Source organism: Microbacterium sp. cf332, assembly GCF_900102175.1.
Lineage (GTDB): Bacteria > Actinomycetota > Actinomycetes > Actinomycetales > Microbacteriaceae > Microbacterium.
On sequence record NZ_FNKN01000001.1, the window covers coordinates 893,918 to 909,503 of the forward strand.

General features: G+C 70.2%; 16 protein-coding genes. 2 read left to right on the forward strand and 14 right to left on the reverse strand.

What is annotated here, in order from left to right:
- Positions 1–194 precede the first annotated feature (194 nt).
- Together BLT21_RS04255 and BLT21_RS04260 are read right to left on the reverse strand one after the other, a co-directional pair.
- A complete protein-coding gene (locus BLT21_RS04255) occupies positions 195–1,775 on the reverse strand; it encodes a hypothetical protein (RefSeq protein WP_091499631.1) in 1,581 nt (526 codons plus the stop codon).
- Positions 1,757–2,560 (reverse strand): ABC transporter ATP-binding protein, encoded by an 804-nt coding sequence (locus tag BLT21_RS04260; protein ID WP_176786805.1) that lies wholly within the window; start codon positions 2,558–2,560, stop codon positions 1,757–1,759. The genes BLT21_RS04255 and BLT21_RS04260 overlap by 19 nt, the downstream gene beginning before the upstream one ends.
- Before the next feature lie 59 nt (positions 2,561–2,619).
- On the opposite strand from BLT21_RS04260, the gene BLT21_RS04265 reads away from it, so the two are divergent.
- Positions 2,620–3,744, forward strand: coding sequence for an AAA family ATPase (locus BLT21_RS04265; RefSeq protein ID WP_091499632.1), 1,125 nt, complete (start codon positions 2,620–2,622; stop codon positions 3,742–3,744).
- Positions 3,745–3,861: 117 nt separating this feature from the next.
- Here BLT21_RS04265 and pheT read toward each other — a convergent pair whose 3' ends face one another.
- From pheT to infC, 10 genes are all read right to left on the reverse strand, one after another.
- On the reverse strand, positions 3,862–6,381 hold the full coding sequence (gene pheT, locus BLT21_RS04270) for a phenylalanine--tRNA ligase subunit beta (protein ID WP_091499633.1): 2,520 nt from the start codon (positions 6,379–6,381) through the stop codon (positions 3,862–3,864).
- Positions 6,381–7,421 (reverse strand): phenylalanine--tRNA ligase subunit alpha, encoded by a 1,041-nt coding sequence (pheS, locus tag BLT21_RS04275; RefSeq protein ID WP_091499635.1) that lies wholly within the window; start codon positions 7,419–7,421, stop codon positions 6,381–6,383. Before pheS ends, pheT begins: the two co-directional genes overlap by 1 nt.
- A gap of 79 nt (positions 7,422–7,500) precedes the next feature.
- Positions 7,501–8,460 carry an amino acid ABC transporter permease gene (locus BLT21_RS04280; RefSeq protein WP_091500681.1) on the reverse strand — a complete coding sequence of 320 codons (960 nt, stop codon included), beginning with the start codon at positions 8,458–8,460 and terminating at the stop codon, positions 7,501–7,503.
- Positions 8,457–9,104 (reverse strand): amino acid ABC transporter permease, encoded by a 648-nt coding sequence (locus BLT21_RS04285; protein ID WP_091499637.1) that lies wholly within the window; start codon positions 9,102–9,104, stop codon positions 8,457–8,459. Before BLT21_RS04285 ends, BLT21_RS04280 begins: the two co-directional genes overlap by 4 nt.
- A 70-nt stretch (positions 9,105–9,174) precedes the next feature.
- Entirely contained in the window at positions 9,175–10,083 is a 909-nt protein-coding gene (locus BLT21_RS04290; RefSeq protein ID WP_091499640.1) for a glutamate ABC transporter substrate-binding protein, read from the reverse strand.
- Positions 10,084–10,142: 59 nt separating this feature from the next.
- Complete coding sequence (locus tag BLT21_RS04295) at positions 10,143–10,934, reverse strand: amino acid ABC transporter ATP-binding protein (RefSeq protein ID WP_091499643.1); 792 nt, start codon at positions 10,932–10,934, stop codon at positions 10,143–10,145.
- Positions 10,935–11,119: 185 nt separating this feature from the next.
- Positions 11,120–11,917, reverse strand: a complete 798-nt coding sequence (locus tag BLT21_RS04300) for a TrmH family RNA methyltransferase (protein WP_091499645.1) — start codon at positions 11,915–11,917, stop codon at positions 11,120–11,122.
- A 76-nt stretch (positions 11,918–11,993) separates the two neighbouring features.
- A complete protein-coding gene (gene rplT, locus BLT21_RS04305; protein WP_023951735.1) occupies positions 11,994–12,374 on the reverse strand; it encodes a 50S ribosomal protein L20 in 381 nt (126 codons plus the stop codon).
- 32 nt (positions 12,375–12,406) lie between these two features.
- The gene (gene rpmI / locus BLT21_RS04310; RefSeq protein ID WP_005048908.1) at positions 12,407–12,601 is read right to left on the reverse strand and encodes a 50S ribosomal protein L35; all 195 of its coding nucleotides are present in this window, start codon (positions 12,599–12,601) and stop codon (positions 12,407–12,409) included.
- A gap of 44 nt (positions 12,602–12,645) precedes the next feature.
- Positions 12,646–13,323, reverse strand: a complete 678-nt coding sequence (infC, locus tag BLT21_RS04315) for a translation initiation factor IF-3 (protein ID WP_256335906.1) — start codon at positions 13,321–13,323, stop codon at positions 12,646–12,648.
- A 227-nt stretch (positions 13,324–13,550) separates the two neighbouring features.
- Here infC and BLT21_RS04320 point away from each other — a divergent pair, with 227 nt between their 5' ends.
- Positions 13,551–13,955 carry a DUF1844 domain-containing protein gene (locus BLT21_RS04320; protein WP_091499648.1) on the forward strand — a complete coding sequence of 135 codons (405 nt, stop codon included), beginning with the start codon at positions 13,551–13,553 and terminating at the stop codon, positions 13,953–13,955.
- Positions 13,956–14,024: 69 nt separating this feature from the next.
- Here BLT21_RS04320 and BLT21_RS04325 read toward each other — a convergent pair whose 3' ends face one another.
- Both BLT21_RS04325 and priA read right to left on the reverse strand, forming a co-directional pair.
- Positions 14,025–14,807, reverse strand: a complete 783-nt coding sequence (locus BLT21_RS04325; protein ID WP_091499650.1) for an SseB family protein — start codon at positions 14,805–14,807, stop codon at positions 14,025–14,027.
- On the reverse strand, positions 14,791–15,537 hold the full coding sequence (priA, locus tag BLT21_RS04330) for a bifunctional 1-(5-phosphoribosyl)-5-((5-phosphoribosylamino)methylideneamino)imidazole-4-carboxamide isomerase/phosphoribosylanthranilate isomerase PriA (protein ID WP_091499652.1): 747 nt from the start codon (positions 15,535–15,537) through the stop codon (positions 14,791–14,793). The genes BLT21_RS04325 and priA overlap by 17 nt, the downstream gene beginning before the upstream one ends.
- Positions 15,538–15,586: the final 49 nt, after the last annotated feature.

Below are 15,586 nucleotides of genomic sequence, written 5' to 3' on the forward strand. Positions count from 1 at the left end.
CGCGGATGCGGGAGCGTGCAGGGTCGCCTAACGTCGGCGGTCGCCCAGACGTCGGCGCGCGCGAAGCACCGTGACGGTGCGCTGCGGGGCCGAAGACATGCGCCGACAGTAGCGGGCGGATGCCGCATCCGCCAAATCCCGCGCGCCGGGCTCGACCGCGAGCGCACCCGCTTCGGGCGCGGCTCTGCGCTCGATCAGGTCGGGAACGCCTTGATCCGAACGAGCAGGTCGGGACCGGTGCGCTGCAGCGTCCGTCCGCCGACGATCACACCGACCGCGGTGACGATGCCGCCGAAGACGATGCCAACGGCGAGGGATGCCCAGCCCCACGTCTGCACACCCGTCACCGCGTTGACGATCGCGAGGATCAGCGACGGCAGCGACAGCACGACCACGGCCGCCCACACGACGAAGACGAACAGGCCCGCGATGGAGTTGCGGCCGGGCGTGCTCTTGAACGGGCTGTCGCCCGGTGCGGGCACCGGGGTGACGATGAGCGCCGACGACACCGCGCACACGCCGTAGCCCGCGAGAAGCACGCCGAGCGCGGCGCCCGTCACGGCCGGCAGGTGGCCGGCATCGCCCGACACGACGGCCGTGGCGATCGCGAGCAGCAGGATGAGGGGCACACCGACGCACGCCGCGCCCAGCACCCGTCCCAGCCGGTCCGCGCGCCCGGAGATGCCCGTGGCGAGCGTCGTGCCGAAGGCCGTGCCGTCGAACGATACGTCGGAGTAGCTGACGGCGGCCATCACGAGGGCGGCGAGCACCGGCGAGACGAGGAACATGAATCCGTCGATGCCGCCGGTGAAGGCGAACAGCACGGGGAACAGCGGGATGACGAGCAGCTGGCGCAGATAGCGCGGGTCGCGCAGCCACCCCGAGAGCGACCTGGCCCAGGTCGCGCCCACGCCCCCGGTCGGCATGACGCCGAACAGCCCGAGCTTGCCGGCGGCGACGGTGCGGGTCGCCCGCTGGCGGGGCGACGAGACCGCGGTCTCGATGACGCGATCCCACACGATCCACAGCACGACGAGGGTCGCGACGGCGATGGCCGCGCTGGCGAGGGCCGGCAGCCACTCCCCTGCGGCGACGCTCGGCGCGACCGACCACGCCGCTCCCAGGGGTGTCCAGGCGAGGACGGCGGCGGCCTGCTGCAACCGCGACCAGAGGTCGCCGCCCGCCTGACCGAGGAGGGCGGCGATACCGCTCAGGATCGGTCCGGTCATGATGAGCACGACGAGCACGATCGTGCCGATGATCTCGCGCGACCGTCGTCCGCCCATCCCTCCCGACAGCTCGCCCATGAGGCGCGATGCGAGGACGCAGGTCAGCACCCCGATGAGCACGGTGGGCACCGCCACGACCGCGGCCAGCGGCCAGCGGATCCAGACGATGAGGGTCGCCAGCGCTGCGAACGTCGTGATGATGCCGGGGATGCCGGTGATCCCGGCGCCGGCGAGGGCGAGCATCACCTGGCGGCGCGTCAGCGGGAACGGTGCGAGGCGCACGGCGTCGACGGTGGTGTCGAGGCCCGCGACGACGATCGGGCCGACGAGCCAGCCGAGGAGCAGCAGCGAGCCGCCGAGGATCGCCACGACGGTCGCGGCCTCGAGGTTCTCGAACACCGAGAGGGCCACGAGCCCCACGATGAGGGAGGTCAGGATGCCGAGCCCCCAGAGCGAGCCGAGGATGAAGCCGACCAGCTGCCATGGGCGCCGCGCGAGGGTGTTGCCGAGGACGCGGTAACGCAGCTTCAGGACTGTCGCAACCACTGCGGCCCCTCCGACTGGTGGCGGCCGCCGACGAGCGACACGAATCGGTCCTGCAGGCTCTCGCCCGCGCGCACCTCGTCGATGGTTCCGGCTGCGAGCACGCGGCCGTTCGCGATCACCGCGACGTGGTCGCACATGCGCTGCACGAGGTCCATCGAGTGGCTCGACACGATGACCGAGCCGCCCGAGGTCGTGTAGCTGCGCAGGACGTCCTCGATGTTCGCGGCCGACACCGGGTCGACCGACTCGAACGGCTCGTCGAGCACGAGCAGCCGAGGCGCGTGGACGAGGGCGCACGCGAGGGCGATCTTCTTCGTCATGCCCGCCGAGTAGTCGGCCACGATGGTGCCGGCTGCGGCGCGCAGGTCCATGAGGTCGAGGAGGTCCGAGACGCGCGGCGCGATCTCCGGGCGCGGCAGCCCGAACATCATCGCGGTGTAGGTGATGAGCTGCTCGCCGGTGAGGCGGTCGAACAGGCGCACGCCGTCGGCCAGGTTGCCGATCGTGCGCTTGGCGGTGACCGGGTCGCGCCACACGTCGATGCCGTGGACGCGGGCGGAGCCGGCATCCGGTCGCAGGAGTCCTGTGGCCATCGACAGGCTCGTCGTCTTGCCCGCCCCGTTCGGGCCGACGAGGCCGTAGAACGACCCCGCGGGAACCGTCAGGTCGATGCCGTCGACGGCGGTCTTCTGGCCGAATCGCTTGACCAGTCCCGCCAGCTCGAGGGCGGGCGCGGAGTCTGCCGTGACGGACGATGGGGTGACGCTGTCTGGGATCTCGCTCACGGCCCCGACCCTATCGGCTCGCACGGGGCGGTGTCGGACCGCCCTGCCAAGGTGGAGGGATGCTGCGCACCCTCGCCGTCTCGGGATACCGCTCGCTGCGCGACGTCGTCCTGCCGCTCGGAGACCTCACCGTCGTGACCGGACCCAACGGGTCGGGCAAGTCGAACCTGTACCGCGCGCTGCGTCTGCTCGCGTCCGCTGCGCGCGGCGACATCGTGGGGGCGCTCGCGCGCGAAGGCGGGCTGCCGTCGGTGCTGTGGGCCGGTCCCGAGGGCGGCGGCAGCCAGGGGACGGTCCGGCGCAAGCCGATCGCCGTGCAGCTCGGTTACGCCTCCGACGAGCTCGGCTACCTCATCGACCTCGGCATCCCCCAGGCGGAGCAGACGAACCCGTTCGCCCGTGACCCCGAGATCAAGCGCGAACAGGTGTTCGCCGGGCCGATCGCCAAGCCGGCGACGCTGCTCATCGACCGCACGCGTCAGCTCACGCGGGTGCGCGACGACGCCTGGACGATGCTCGATCAGCAACTCGCCCCCTACGAGAGCATCGTGACCGACCTGGCCGACGGCGACGCTGCGCCCGAGCTGCTCGCGTTGCGCCGGGCGATGTCGGGCTGGCGCTTCTACGACCACTTCCGGGTCGATCTCGACGCCCCCGCACGGATGCCGCAGGTCGGCACGCGCAGTCACACGCTGGCCCATGACGGTGCGAACCTCGCCGCGACCTGGGCGACGATCGTCGACGCGGGGCAGGGCGCCGCTCTCGACCGGGCCGTCGACGACGCGTTCCCGGGGAGCCGTGTGCGCATCGCCGCGACCGAGGGGCTGTTCCGCCTCACCCTCGAACAGCCGGGGCTGCTCCGGCCACTCGATGCCGCCGAGCTCTCGGACGGCACCCTGCGCTACCTGCTGCTGTGCGCGGCGCTGCTGCCCGCCCGCCCGGCGCCGCTCCTCGTGCTGAACGAGCCCGAGGCGAGCCTGCATCCTTCGCTCCTGCAGCCGCTGGCATCTCTCGTCCGTGCCGCGTCCGAGCGCACCCAGGTCATGACCGTGTCGCACGCCGACGTGCTGGTCGACGCGCTGCCCGCTCCCGCCCGCGTCGAGCTCGAACGCTCCGATGCTCAGACGCTCGTCCGCGGCCAGGGCCTTCTCGACGTGCCCGCGTGGAACTGGGGCTCACGCTGAATGGACCGAGACCCGTCGCTCAGCGCGCGGAACACGTCGGGCGCAGTTCCCGACGTGAGGCGCGGATGTTCTCACCCGCCACATCCGGAACTGCGCCCGAACGACGCAATCCGCTCGTCAGTCGCGGATGACGGCGCCGTGGCGCTCGGCGGCGACCGCGACACCCGCGAGCTTGGCCTCGCTGGCCTCAGCCGCCGTGAGCGTGCGGTCGTCGGCCCGGAAGCGCAGCGCGAACGTCAGGCTCTTGGATCCCTCGGGGACACCGGCACCGCGGTAGTCGTCGACGAGGCGGAGCGACTCGAGCAGCGAGCCCGCGCCGTCAGACAGCGCGGCCGCGAGCGCACCCGCCGTGACCTCGGCGGGCACGACGAGCGAGACGTCCTGCGTGGCCGCGGGGTAGCCCGACAGCGATGCGACGACCACCCGCTCCCCCGCGCTCGCGAGGATCGCGTCGAGGTCGAGCTCGGCGACGAGCACGCGGCCCGCCAGGTCGGCCGCGGCAGACACCTCGGGGTGCAGCTCACCGGCGTAGCCGACCTCGACACCGTCGACGGTCAGCCTGGCGGCACGCCCCGGGTGCAGGGCCGCGCGGCGGGACTGCGCGATCTCGACCTCGACGCCCGCAGCCGACGCGATCGCCGCGACGGCGGTGAAGACATCGCTGAGGTCCGCCGCGACGGCTGCATGGCTGGGCGACTTCGGCGCGACGTTGCCCGCGACGAGAACCGCGACGTGGCGCGGCTGCGGCGGGATCGAGGCGTGGAGCGCGGCGAGCGTCGCGTCGTCCGGGCGCACGGCGAGCGGCGGCACCGTCTCGGTGCCGTACGTCACGCCCGGCTCCGGCAGGAAGACGGCGCCCACCTCGAACAGCGCGAGGTCGGTCAGCCCGCGTGAGACGTTGCGGTGCGCGACCTGGAGCAGTCCCGGGACGAGCGAGCGTCGCAGGTAGGGCGCCTGTCCGTCGAGGGGGTTCGCGATCTTGACCGAGGGCAGCTGCTCGCCCGAGGCCGAGCCGTGCAGGTCGTTCCGGTCGCGCGTCGTGAACGGGAACGACGGGGTCTCGACGAAGCCCGCGGCCGCGAGGGCGTTCGCGACACGACGGCGACCCTTCTGCGCGTCGGTGAGGCCCCGTCCCGACGGCGCCGTGGGCAGCACCGACGGCACACGGTCGAGCCCGTGGATGCGGGCGACCTCCTCGGCGAGCGTCCACTTGTCGGTCAGGTCGGGTCGCCACGAGGGCGGGATGACCTCGTAGCCGGCATCCGTCTCCGAGACCTCGGCGCCGATCGTCTCGAGCGCCGAGACGACCTCATCCGTCGTGTAGTCGATGCCGATCAATCCCGCGACGAAGCCGCGCGGCAGATCGATGGACTCGAGGAAGACCTCGCCGAAGAGCGCACCGCCGACCGGCTCGAGCGCCCCACCGGCGAGCTCGGCCATGAGGTCGGCCACGCGGCGCGCGGCGACGAACGGCAGCAGCGGGTCGACTCCGCGCTCGAAGCGACGCGAGGCCTCGCTGGGCAGCTTGTGCCGGCGAGCGGTGCGCGCGATCGTCACGGTGTCGAAGACCGCCGCCTCGATCAGCACGTTCCGGGTCGCGTCGGTCATCTCGGTGGTTCCGCCGCCCATGACGCCCGCGAGCCCGATCGGACCGGAGGCGTCGGTGATGAGGAGGTCCTCGCCGTCGAGCGTGCGCTCCTTGCCGTCGAGCGTTGTCAGCTTCTCGCCCGGCGTCGCGCGACGCACCGTGATGCTGCCGCTCAGTTTGTCGAGGTCATAGCCGTGGATCGGGTTGCCGAGCTCGAGCATCACGTAATTCGTGATGTCGATGAGGATGCCGAGCGAGCGGATGCCGGCGAGCGTCAGCCGCGCCACCATCCAGGGCGGCGTCGGACGCGACGGGTCGACGCCCGAGACGACGCGGACCGCGAACTCCGTCGCGCCGACGCGGCCGCGGATCGGAGCCTGATCGTCGACGGCGACCTCGAAACCGGTGGCGGGGTGCTCGAGCTCGTCGAACTCGCGCAGGCCGGGGTCGCGGAACGCGGCGCCCGTGGCGTGCGAGTATTCGCGGGCGATGCCGCGCACCGACAGCGCGTAGCCGCGGTCGGGCGTGACGTTCACGTCGATCGCCGCGTCGTCGAGGCCGAGCAGCGCGATCGCGTCGGCGCCGACCGGCGCGTCCTCATCGCTGTCGAGACCGAGCTCGGCCAGGCGCAGGATGCCCGAGTGCTCGTCGCCGAGTCCGAGCTCCTTCGCCGACGCGATCATGCCGTCGGAGACGTGACCGTAGGTCTTGCGTGCGGCGATCGGGAACGGGCCGGGCAGCACGGCGCCCGGAAGCGTCACGACGACCTTGTCGCCCTCGAAGAAGTTCGAAGCACCGCAGACGATGCCGCGGACGCCGCCGTTGGCATCGCCGACGTCGACCTGGCACCAGCGGATCGTCTTGCCGTTGGATTGCGGTTCGGGCTCGAACGAGACGACGCGTCCGACGACGATCGGACCGGTCAGGTCGAAGCCGTGGACGTCCTCCTCCTCGAAGCCGACCGACACGAGCGCCGCGAGGATGTCGTCGGGCGCGGCATCCGCCGGCACATCGACGTACTCACGCAGCCACGAGAGCGGAACGCGCATCAGACCACCATCCCGAACTGCTCGCTGAAACGGACATCACCCTCGGCCATGTCGCGCATGTCCTTCACGTCTGAGCGGAACATCAGCGTCCGCTCGATCCCCATTCCGAAGGCGAACCCGGAGTACACCTCGGGGTCGATGCCCGCGGCGCGGAGCACATTGGGGTTCACCATTCCGCAGCCGCCCCACTCGATCCAGCGCGCCCCGCCTGCGAAGGTGGGATGCCACAGGTCGAGCTCGGCGCTCGGCTCGGTGAAGGGGAAGTAGTTGGTCCGGAAACGCGTCTTCGCCTCGGGGCCGAACAACTCGCGCGCCGCATGGTCGAGGGTGCCCTTGAGATGCGCCATCGTGATGCCCTTGTCGACGACGAGTCCCTCGAACTGCGTGAACACCGGCAGGTGGGTCGCGTCGTACTCGTCGGTGCGGAACACGCGCCCCGGCGAGAGCACGTAGATGGGGATGTCGCGCTCGAGCATCGACCGCATCTGCACGGGGCTCGTCTGCGTTCGCATCACGAGGTGTCGCGCGACGGGATCGACGAAGAACGTGTCCTGCATCTGACGGGCGGGGTGGTCGACGTCGAAGTTCAGCGCGTCGAAGTTGAACCACTCGTGCTCGAGCTCGGGTCCTTCGGCGATCTCCCAGCCCATCCCGACGAACAGGTCGGCGACCTCCTCCTGCAGGAGCGAGATCGGATGCCGCGCACCCACGCGCGCCCGCGGCGCGATCGCGGTGACATCGAGCGCCTCGGCCTCGAGCTTGGCGGCCGTCTCGGCGGCGGCCAGTTCCTCTTCGCGCGCCGCGAGGGCCTGGTTGACGCGACCGCGCGCCTGGCCAACGAGCTTGCCGAACTCGGCCTTCTTCTCGTTGGGCACCGACCGCAGCTGCGCGTTGAGGCGCGCGAGCGGCGACCCCTCCGCGGTGTGGGCGTTGCGGGCGGACTTCAGCTCGGCGGTCGTGGAGGCGTCGGCGATGGCGGCGAGTGCCGCATCCACCGCCGCGGCGACCGCGTCAGGGGTGATCTCGGGTGCGTCGGACACGGGAGTCGAGTCTACCGGCGACGGGCCCCTCCGCTTTCGCGTGAGGGGCCCGTCGGGAGGGATGTCGGAGCGTCGTCGGTCAGCCGCGACGTCCGAAGCCGGCGAAACCGCCGCCTTCGTTCCCCGTAGCGCCGTCCGTCGCCGCCTGCGCGGCGATCAGCTGCGTGTCGGTCGTCGGAGCCACCGGGTGGTGGAGCGGATCCACCGCCGCCGCGCCGCCGCCCGCGGTTCCGGTCGAACGCGGCGACCGCGAAAGCCGCTTCTCGAGGAAGCTCGCGAACCACGACAGCAGAAGGCACATGACGATGTAGATCGCGCCGATCACGATGCCGGCCTGCAGGATCGGACGACCCGGCTGCGACGTGAGCTGCTTGGCGTAGTACAGCAGCTCGGGGTAGGTGATGATGAAGCCGAGAGCCGTGTCCTTGAGCGTCACGACGAGCTGCGCCACGATCACCGGAAGCATGGCGCGAACCGCCTGCGGCAGCAGGATCAGGCGCATGACGCCGCTCTTGCGCAGGCCGATCGCGTACCCGGCTTCCTTCTGCCCGCGCGGGAGCGACTCGATGCCGGCACGCAGCGCCTCGGCGAGCACCGATCCGTTGTAGGCGACGAGCGCGATCACGACAGCCCAGTAGGGCTCGAGCCGGACGCCGATCGTCGGCAGGCCGTAGTACATCAGCATCATGAAGATCAGCACCGGCACCGCGCGGAACGCCTCGATGACGACGCCGAACGGCACGCGTACCCAGGCGTGGTCCGACAGGCGGCCGATGGCGAGAACGAAGCCGAGGACCAGCGAACCGACCGCCGCGAGGCCGAAGGCCGCGAGGGTGTTGCCGAGCGACCGCAGAATGCCCAGCCAGACATTGCTGAAGCTGAAGATGTACCACTTCTCCGCGGAGAACTGACCGCTCACGGCGAAGCGGAAGATGATGAAGCCGAGGGCCACGGCGACCAGCAGCACGGTGACGACACCGAGGACGCGGTTGCGCAAGATCGCCCGCGGGCCCGGCACGTCGTACAGGACGGAAGTCATCGTGCGATCCTCCACTTGTTCTCGAGTCGTCGCTGCACGGCGCTCAGGAGCAGCACGAGCACGACGAAGACGACCGCGACCCAGAGCAGCACGGTGAGCGCGTTCTCGCCCCGCTCGCTGAGGTTGGCGCGGATGACACCGAGCTCGGCGACGGAGAAGCCGGCGGCGACCGTGGTGTTCTTGAGCAGAGCGATGAAGACGCTCATCATCGGGGGGACGACCGAGCGGAAGGCCTGCGGCATGATGACGAGGGTCATGACCTGGCCGAACGTGAGTCCGATCGCGCGGGCGGCTTCGGCCTGCCCGACGGGGACCGTGTTGATCCCGGCGCGGATGACCTCAGCGACGTAGGTCGCGGTGTAGATGCCGAGTGCCCAGATGCCCAGAACCGTGAAGCCGGGGCTCGGCAGCCCGAGCTGGGGGTAGCCGAACGCGAAGAAGAAGAACACCAGCGTCAGCGGGGTGTTGCGGATGATGTTGACGTAGAGCGTGCCGAATGCGCGCGCCACCGGAACCGGCGATACGCGCATCGCGCCGATCAGGGTGCCGAGGACGAGGGCGATCGCTCCTCCGGCGAAGAACAGCAACAGAGTGTTGCCGAGCGCCTCGCCCCACAGGTCGAGGTTGTCGGTGATGACGCCCACATCGTCTCCTTGGCTGGTGCGGGGCGGGGACGCTCGCGTCCCCGCCCCGTGGTCATGGTGTCAGTGCGACTCAGTACGCGTCGACCGCGGGCTGCTCGACCGTGATCCCGGACTGGCCGAGGTTCTTGTCGAAGATGCCCTGCCACACGTCGCCGCCGTCGGTGAGCAGCTCGTTGATGTGGGCACGGAACGCGTCGTCGCCCTTGCGCAGGCCGATGCCGTACTTCTCCTCGCTGAAGGGCTCGCCGACGACCTTGATCTCGTCGGGGTACTGCGCCGCGTAGCCGATCAGGATGGCCTGGTCGGTGGTGACAGCGTCGACGGTGCCGTTGATGAGAGCGTCGACACAGGCGGAGTACAGGTCGAACTCCTCGGTCGGGACCTCGGGATAGTTCTCCTTGATGTTCTGGATCGGGGTCGATCCAGTCGCGGAGCACACGCGGGTGTTCTCGTTCAGGTCGTCCTCGCTGGCGATGTCGCTGTCAGCGGCGACGAGCAGTCCCTGGCCGGTGATGAAGTACGGACCGGCGAAGTCGATCTGCTGCTTGCGCGAGTCGGTGATCGAGTAGGTGCCGACGTAGTAGTCGACGTCGCCGTTGACGATGGCCTGCTCACGGTTGGCCGACGCGATCGCCTTGAACTCGATCTTGTCCTCGTCGTAGCCGAGCGACGCGGCGATCCAGCGAGCGATGTCGACGTCGAAGCCGGTGCGCTCGTTGGTAGTCGCGTCGAGGAAGCCGAGACCGGGCTGGTCCTCCTTGACGCCGACGATGACCTGGTCGCGCGACTGGATGGCGTCGAAGGTCGGGCTGCCCTCGAGGGAGACGTCGGAAGCGACCTCCCACAGCGCAGCGTCGCTGGCGTCGTCGCCGCCGGCGCTGGCGCCGGGCGAGGTGGGCGAGCCGCTGTTGCAGCCGGTCAGGGCGATCGCAGCGATGGCGACACCGGCGAACGCGCCGGTGATTCGTGTCTTGCGCATGTGGTCCTCCTGTGTTGGGGTCATCCGCGCCCGGTGCAGGGCCCGGAGATCGGGGGGTCTTAGTGGGTGATGAGCTTCGAGAGGAAGTCCTTGGCGCGGTCGCTGCGCGGCGCCGTGAAGAACTGCTCCGGAACGGCCTCTTCGACGATCTGACCGTCGGCCATGAACACGACGCGGTCGGCTGCCTTGCGGGCGAAGCCCATCTCGTGGGTGACGACGATCATCGTCATGCCGTCCTGCGCGAGGCCGATCATCACGTCGAGAACTTCGTTGATCATCTCGGGGTCGAGCGCGCTGGTGGGCTCGTCGAAGAGCATGACCTTGGGCTTCATGGCCAGCGCGCGCGCGATGGCGACGCGCTGCTGCTGGCCGCCGGACAGCTGCGCGGGCAGCTTGTCGGCCTGGTGCCCGACGCCGACGCGGTCGAGCAGCTCACGGGCGAGCTTCTCGGCCTCCGCCTTCTTGACGCCCTTGACCTTGATGGGGCCGAGCGTGACGTTCTCGAGGATCGTCAGGTGGGCGAAGAGGTTGAACGACTGGAACACCATGCCGACGTCCGCGCGCAGGGCCGCGAGCGCCTTGCCCTCGGAAGGCAGCTTGTCGCCGTCGATCGAGATCGAGCCTTCGCTGATCGTCTCGAGGCGGTTGATGGTGCGGCAGAGCGTGGACTTGCCCGAGCCCGACGGACCGATCACGACGACGACCTCGCCGCGGTTGACGGTCAGGTCGATGTCCTTGAGGGCCTGGAACGAGCCGTAGTGCTTCTGCACGCCCTCGATCACCACGAGCGGGTCGCCGCGGCGCACCGAGATGTTCGACGTCGGAGGCGCCGGGTTTTCGGGAGTCGTCATAAGAAGTCACACTAAGAGCACTCCCCCGCCCTCGACAGCCACCGACCCACCGAGTCACTGATCTGTAACAGAATCGGAATACACGGCGCGCCCCTCGGCTGGTCGTCGACTCGCCAGGAACGGCGGATGCTGACGGCCGTCGACCCGCCGTTCCTGGCGAGTCGACGAGGGCCTGTGCAGACGCGTCAGCCGGCGCGCTGCGCGAAGGCGGTCTCGTACAGGCAGACGCTCGCGGCGGTGGCCAGGTTGAGCGACTCTGCGGCGCCGTAGATGGGAAGGCGGAGAGCCAGGTCGGCTTGCGCGAGCGCCTCGTCGTCGAGCCCGCGCGCCTCGTTGCCGAAGAGCCACGCGGTGGGCTCGGCCAGCGTCGCCCGGTGAGCCAGGAACTCCTCGCCCTTCACGTCGGCTGCGACGACGCGGAGCCCCGCCTCGTGCGCCCGCTCGACGGCCGCGTCGAGCTCGACCCCGACGGCGATCGGCAGGTGGAAGAGCGATCCGGTGGTCGATCGCACCACCTTGGGGTTGTACGGGTCGACGGTGCGGCCCGTCAGCACGATCGCATCGGCTCCGGCGGCATCCGCGGCCCGGATGATGGTGCCGAGGTTGCCGGGGTCGCGCACCTCCTCGCAGATCGCGACGAGCCGGGGGCCCGCGGCGAAGATGTCGCGGACGGACGTCGGCGACTGCCGCGCGACGGCGACGATGCCCTGCGGCGTCACGGTGTCGGCCATGGCTTCGAGCACGCTCTCGCTCGCCGTCACGATCTCGATGCCGGCCGCATCGGCGCTCGCGCGCAGCTCGGGATGCCGTTCGATCGCAGCGGGGGTCGCGAACACCTCGACGAGGGTCTCGGGCCGATATGCGAGCGCCTCGCGCGCGGCCTGCGGGCCCTCGAGCAGGAACAGCCCGGTCTCCTGGCGTGCGCTGCGCTTGGTCAGCTTGGCGACGGCGCGAACGCGGGGCGATCGGGGGTTCTCCAGCACGATGTCAGCATACGGCGAAGGGGCGCCCTCCCTCAGGAGGACGCCCCTTCGTGGTGCGTGGAACGCAGAGACCCGATCAGGCCTTGGGAGCGTTGACGTCGGCGGGAAGCGCGCCCTTCGCCGTCGCCACGAGCGACGCGAAGACGGCGGGCTCGTTCACGGCGAGCTCGGCGAGCATGCGACGGTCGACCTGCACACCCGCGAGGCCGAGGCCCTGGATGAAGCGGTTGTACGTGATGCCGTTCTGACGGGCAGCGGCGTTGATGCGCTGGATCCACAGACGACGGAAGTCGCCCTTGCGCTTGCGACGGTCGCGGTACGCGTAGACGAGCGAGTGGGTGACCTGCTCCTTCGCCTTGCGGTACAGGCGCGAACGCTGTCCGCGGTAACCGGAGGCGCGCTCGAGGATGACGCGACGCTTCTTGTGGGCGTTTACTGCCCGCTTGACTCTAGCCATTTCGTTTGTTTCCTATTCGTGCGCAGCAGCGCTCAGATGCCGAGGAGCTTCTTGGCGACCTTTGCGTCGCCGGGAGCCAGGATCTTGTCGGCCGACAGGCGGCGCGTGCGCTTGGTGGGCTTGCCTTCGAAGTTGTGGCGGAGGTTCGCCTGCTGCTTCTTGATCTTCCCGCTGCCGGTGACCTTGAAGCGCTTCTTGGCACCCGAGTGGGTCTTCTGCTTCGGCATGTCTCTTCCTTCGTTGTGTATCCCGCGAGGCGGGAGTCTGGGGGCTACTCCGCCGTGGCGGGAGCGGCGTCTTCGGTTGCGACGTCCGTGTCGGCGTCGCCCTCGGCACCGGAGCGGGCCTGACGCGCTGCCTCCTTGTTGGCGGCGCGCTGAGCGTTCTGCTCGGTCTTCACCTCGGACTTGTTCTTGTGCGGCGCGATGACCATAACCATGTTGCGACCGTCGATCGTCGGGTTCGACTCGACGGTGCCGAGCTCGGCGACGTCCTCGGCGAACTTGCGGAGCAGGCGCACACCCTGCTCGGGACGCGACTGCTCACGACCGCGGAACAGGATCATCGCCTTGACCTTGTCGCCCGCCTGCAGGAAGCCCTCGGCGCGCTTGAGCTTGGTGATGTAATCGTGCGCCTCGATCTTCAGACGGAAACGGACCTCCTTGAGGACCGTATTGGCCTGATTGCGACGCGCTTCCTTGGCCTTCTGAGCCGCTTCGTACTTGAACTTGCCGTAGTCCATGATCTTGACCACGGGCGGCTTCGAGTTCGGGGCGACCTCGACGAGGTCGAGCTCGGCCTCCTGCGCCAGACGCAGGGCGACCTCGATACGGACGACGCCGACCTGCTCTCCAGCGGGGCCGACGAGGCGAACCTCGGGGACGCGGATGCGGTCGTTGGTGCGGGGATCGCTGATGTGCGGAACTCCTGTTCGTGCGGTGGTGGCCACCGGGACGCGAGGACGCGACCCGGGCGGAAGATCGTCGCATCCACCCCGCACGACGCAGCTGCGTCGGCATTCGTGTTCCGCACCCTGGCTACCCCGGCCGCGGTGAGACGGACGGAGCGGAGTGCATGACCCGGTAGCCTGGAACGGCAAGCGCGGGTGGGATGTGATCCTCTTTCGATCCGGAGTAGAACACTCCGGTGCCCGCACAGTCTAGCAGAGAGCGACACGTGGACACGAACCCGGCCGAGAACAGCACTTTCACCGACGATGAGGCTCGTCGCCAGCGGTGGGAGGAGCAGGAACGAGCCGCATCCGCCGCGACGCGCGATATCGCAGACGTGCCCGCCGTCGAGGTCATCACCACCGCCGCCGTGCACCTCATGAGCGCCGCGGCTGTCAAGGTGGGACTCGCTGACGACCCCGCCACCCAGACCGACCTCGACGAGGCCCGCAAGCTCATCAATGCTCTCGCCGGTCTCATCACCGCGGGTGCACCCGAGATCAGCGACATGCACGCGCGCTCGCTGCGCGACGGCCTGCGTTCGCTGCAGCTCGCGTTCCGCGAAGCGTCGACGATCCCCGACCCGATCGGCAAGGGCCCGGGCGAGAAGTTCACCGGCCCCGTCAACTGATCTGCGTGCCGGGGCGCGCACGACGCGTCCCGGCCGAGCCGACCGCTGGGTCCGCCCGCGGGTCGGCTCTCACGAGCCGCGGACGAGCTTGACCGTCAGCGAGTCGACGAGCACCGCTATGCGGTCGTCCGCGGCCCATCGCGACGCGAGCCGCGACAGCACGGCGTCGAGCTCGACGGCGTCCAGCCCGTCGATGAGATGCAGCCGCACGATGAGCTCGGGGCCGCGCATGCGCGCGTCGGGGTCTCCTGGCGCGACCGACAGGTCGAGCACCGCGAGTTCCCCCCCGATGCTCGCCTGCAGCGCACCGAACACCTCGGGCGAGACGGGCGCCGGGTCCCACGGCAGTCCCTGACCGATCGCCCACACGGCGGGACGCCTCAGAACAAACTCGGTCACGGAGCCGGGGTCGATCACGATGAGGTCGGTGTCGTCGGATGCCGCGGCCATGGCCGTCCGCACGCCGTCGGCGGGGACGGGACGGGCGACGGCGTCCCAGCGCGACAGCGCCGCGACCGACGTGAAGACCGGCAGCACGCGCCGGCCGTCGGGCGCAGCGACGGTCACGATCGAGAGCTCCTGCGTCTTGTCGACGCGGAGGCCCGTCGGACCGACTCCCTCGTCGCCCTTCTCCGGGACGAGCGGGATCAGCAGACGGGCGGAACGGTAGGCCTCGACCACCGCGACGGCATCACCCGTGCCGGCGCGGAAGGCCTCCAGCGCGGCGAGCAGCGCCGCGTCAGCCGAACCGTCGTCACCGGCATGCGGATTCGACTCGAAGCTCCGCCCCTCCCAGGGGACGCCTGCGGAGTCGGCGGCGTGGCCGCAGCCGTCGTCAGTCTCCGGCGACATCCAGCGCCTCGGCCAGCGTGAACGCGCCGGCGTAGAGGGCCTTGCCGACGATCGCGCCCTCGACGCCGAGGGGCACGAGCTCGCGGAGCGCCGCGATGTCGTCGAGGCTCGAGATACCGCCCGAGGCCACGACCGGCTTCGGTGTGCGCGCGGTGATCTCGCGGAGCAGGTCGATGTTCGGCCCCTGGAGGGTGCCGTCCTTCGTGACATCGGTCACGACGTAGCGGCTGCAGCCGGCATCCTCGAGACGCTCGAGGACGTCCCACAGGTCGCCGCCCTCGCGGGTCCAGCCGCGAGCGGCGAGCGTCGTGCCGCGCACGTCCAGCCCGACGGCGATCGCGTCACCGTATCGTCCGATGACGTCCGCCGCCCACTCGGGGTTCTCAAGCGCAGCGGTGCCGAGGTTGATGCGCGTCGCCCCGCTCTCGAGAGCCGCCTCGAGCGTCGCGTCGTCGCGGATGCCGCCGGAGAGCTCGATCTGCACGCCCTTGAGCTGCTTGATGACCTTTCGGATGACGGCACCGTTGTTGCCGCGACCGAACGCCGCGTCGAGGTCGACGAGATGGATCCACTGCGCGCCCTGCTTGGCCCAGGCGAGGGCCGCCTCGACGGGGTCGCCGTAGCTCGTCTCGCTGCCGGCCTCGCCCTGGGTGAGGCGCACGGCCTTCCCATCGGCGACGTCGACGGCGGGCAGGAGGATCAGTTCAGGGGTGGACGCGAAGTCGTTCATCACATTCCAGGGTGGGTCGGGATGCGCGCTCGTCCGCGCGAGCGCACCA

What these genes read in the sequence shown, in the direction of transcription:
- pheT (WP_091499633.1), bottom strand. Translation starts at nt 6,381, where the DNA reads ATGCGCGTTCCGCTCTCGTGGCTGCGTGAGTACGTCGATGTGCCGGCG.
- BLT21_RS04280 (WP_091500681.1), bottom strand. Translation starts at nt 8,460, where the DNA reads ATGACTTCCGTCCTGTACGACGTGCCGGGCCCGCGGGCGATCTTGCGC.
- BLT21_RS04325 (WP_091499650.1), bottom strand. Translation starts at nt 14,807, where the DNA reads ATGTCGCCGGAGACTGACGACGGCTGCGGCCACGCCGCCGACTCCGCA.
- priA (WP_091499652.1), bottom strand. Translation starts at nt 15,537, where the DNA reads ATGAACGACTTCGCGTCCACCCCTGAACTGATCCTCCTGCCCGCCGTC.
- BLT21_RS04295 (WP_091499643.1), bottom strand. Translation starts at nt 10,934, where the DNA reads ATGACGACTCCCGAAAACCCGGCGCCTCCGACGTCGAACATCTCGGTG.
- BLT21_RS04290 (WP_091499640.1), bottom strand. Translation starts at nt 10,083, where the DNA reads ATGCGCAAGACACGAATCACCGGCGCGTTCGCCGGTGTCGCCATCGCT.
- rpmI (WP_005048908.1), bottom strand. Translation starts at nt 12,601, where the DNA reads ATGCCGAAGCAGAAGACCCACTCGGGTGCCAAGAAGCGCTTCAAGGTC.
- rplT (WP_023951735.1), bottom strand. Translation starts at nt 12,374, where the DNA reads ATGGCTAGAGTCAAGCGGGCAGTAAACGCCCACAAGAAGCGTCGCGTC.
- BLT21_RS04265 (WP_091499632.1), top strand. Translation starts at nt 2,620, where the DNA reads ATGCTGCGCACCCTCGCCGTCTCGGGATACCGCTCGCTGCGCGACGTC.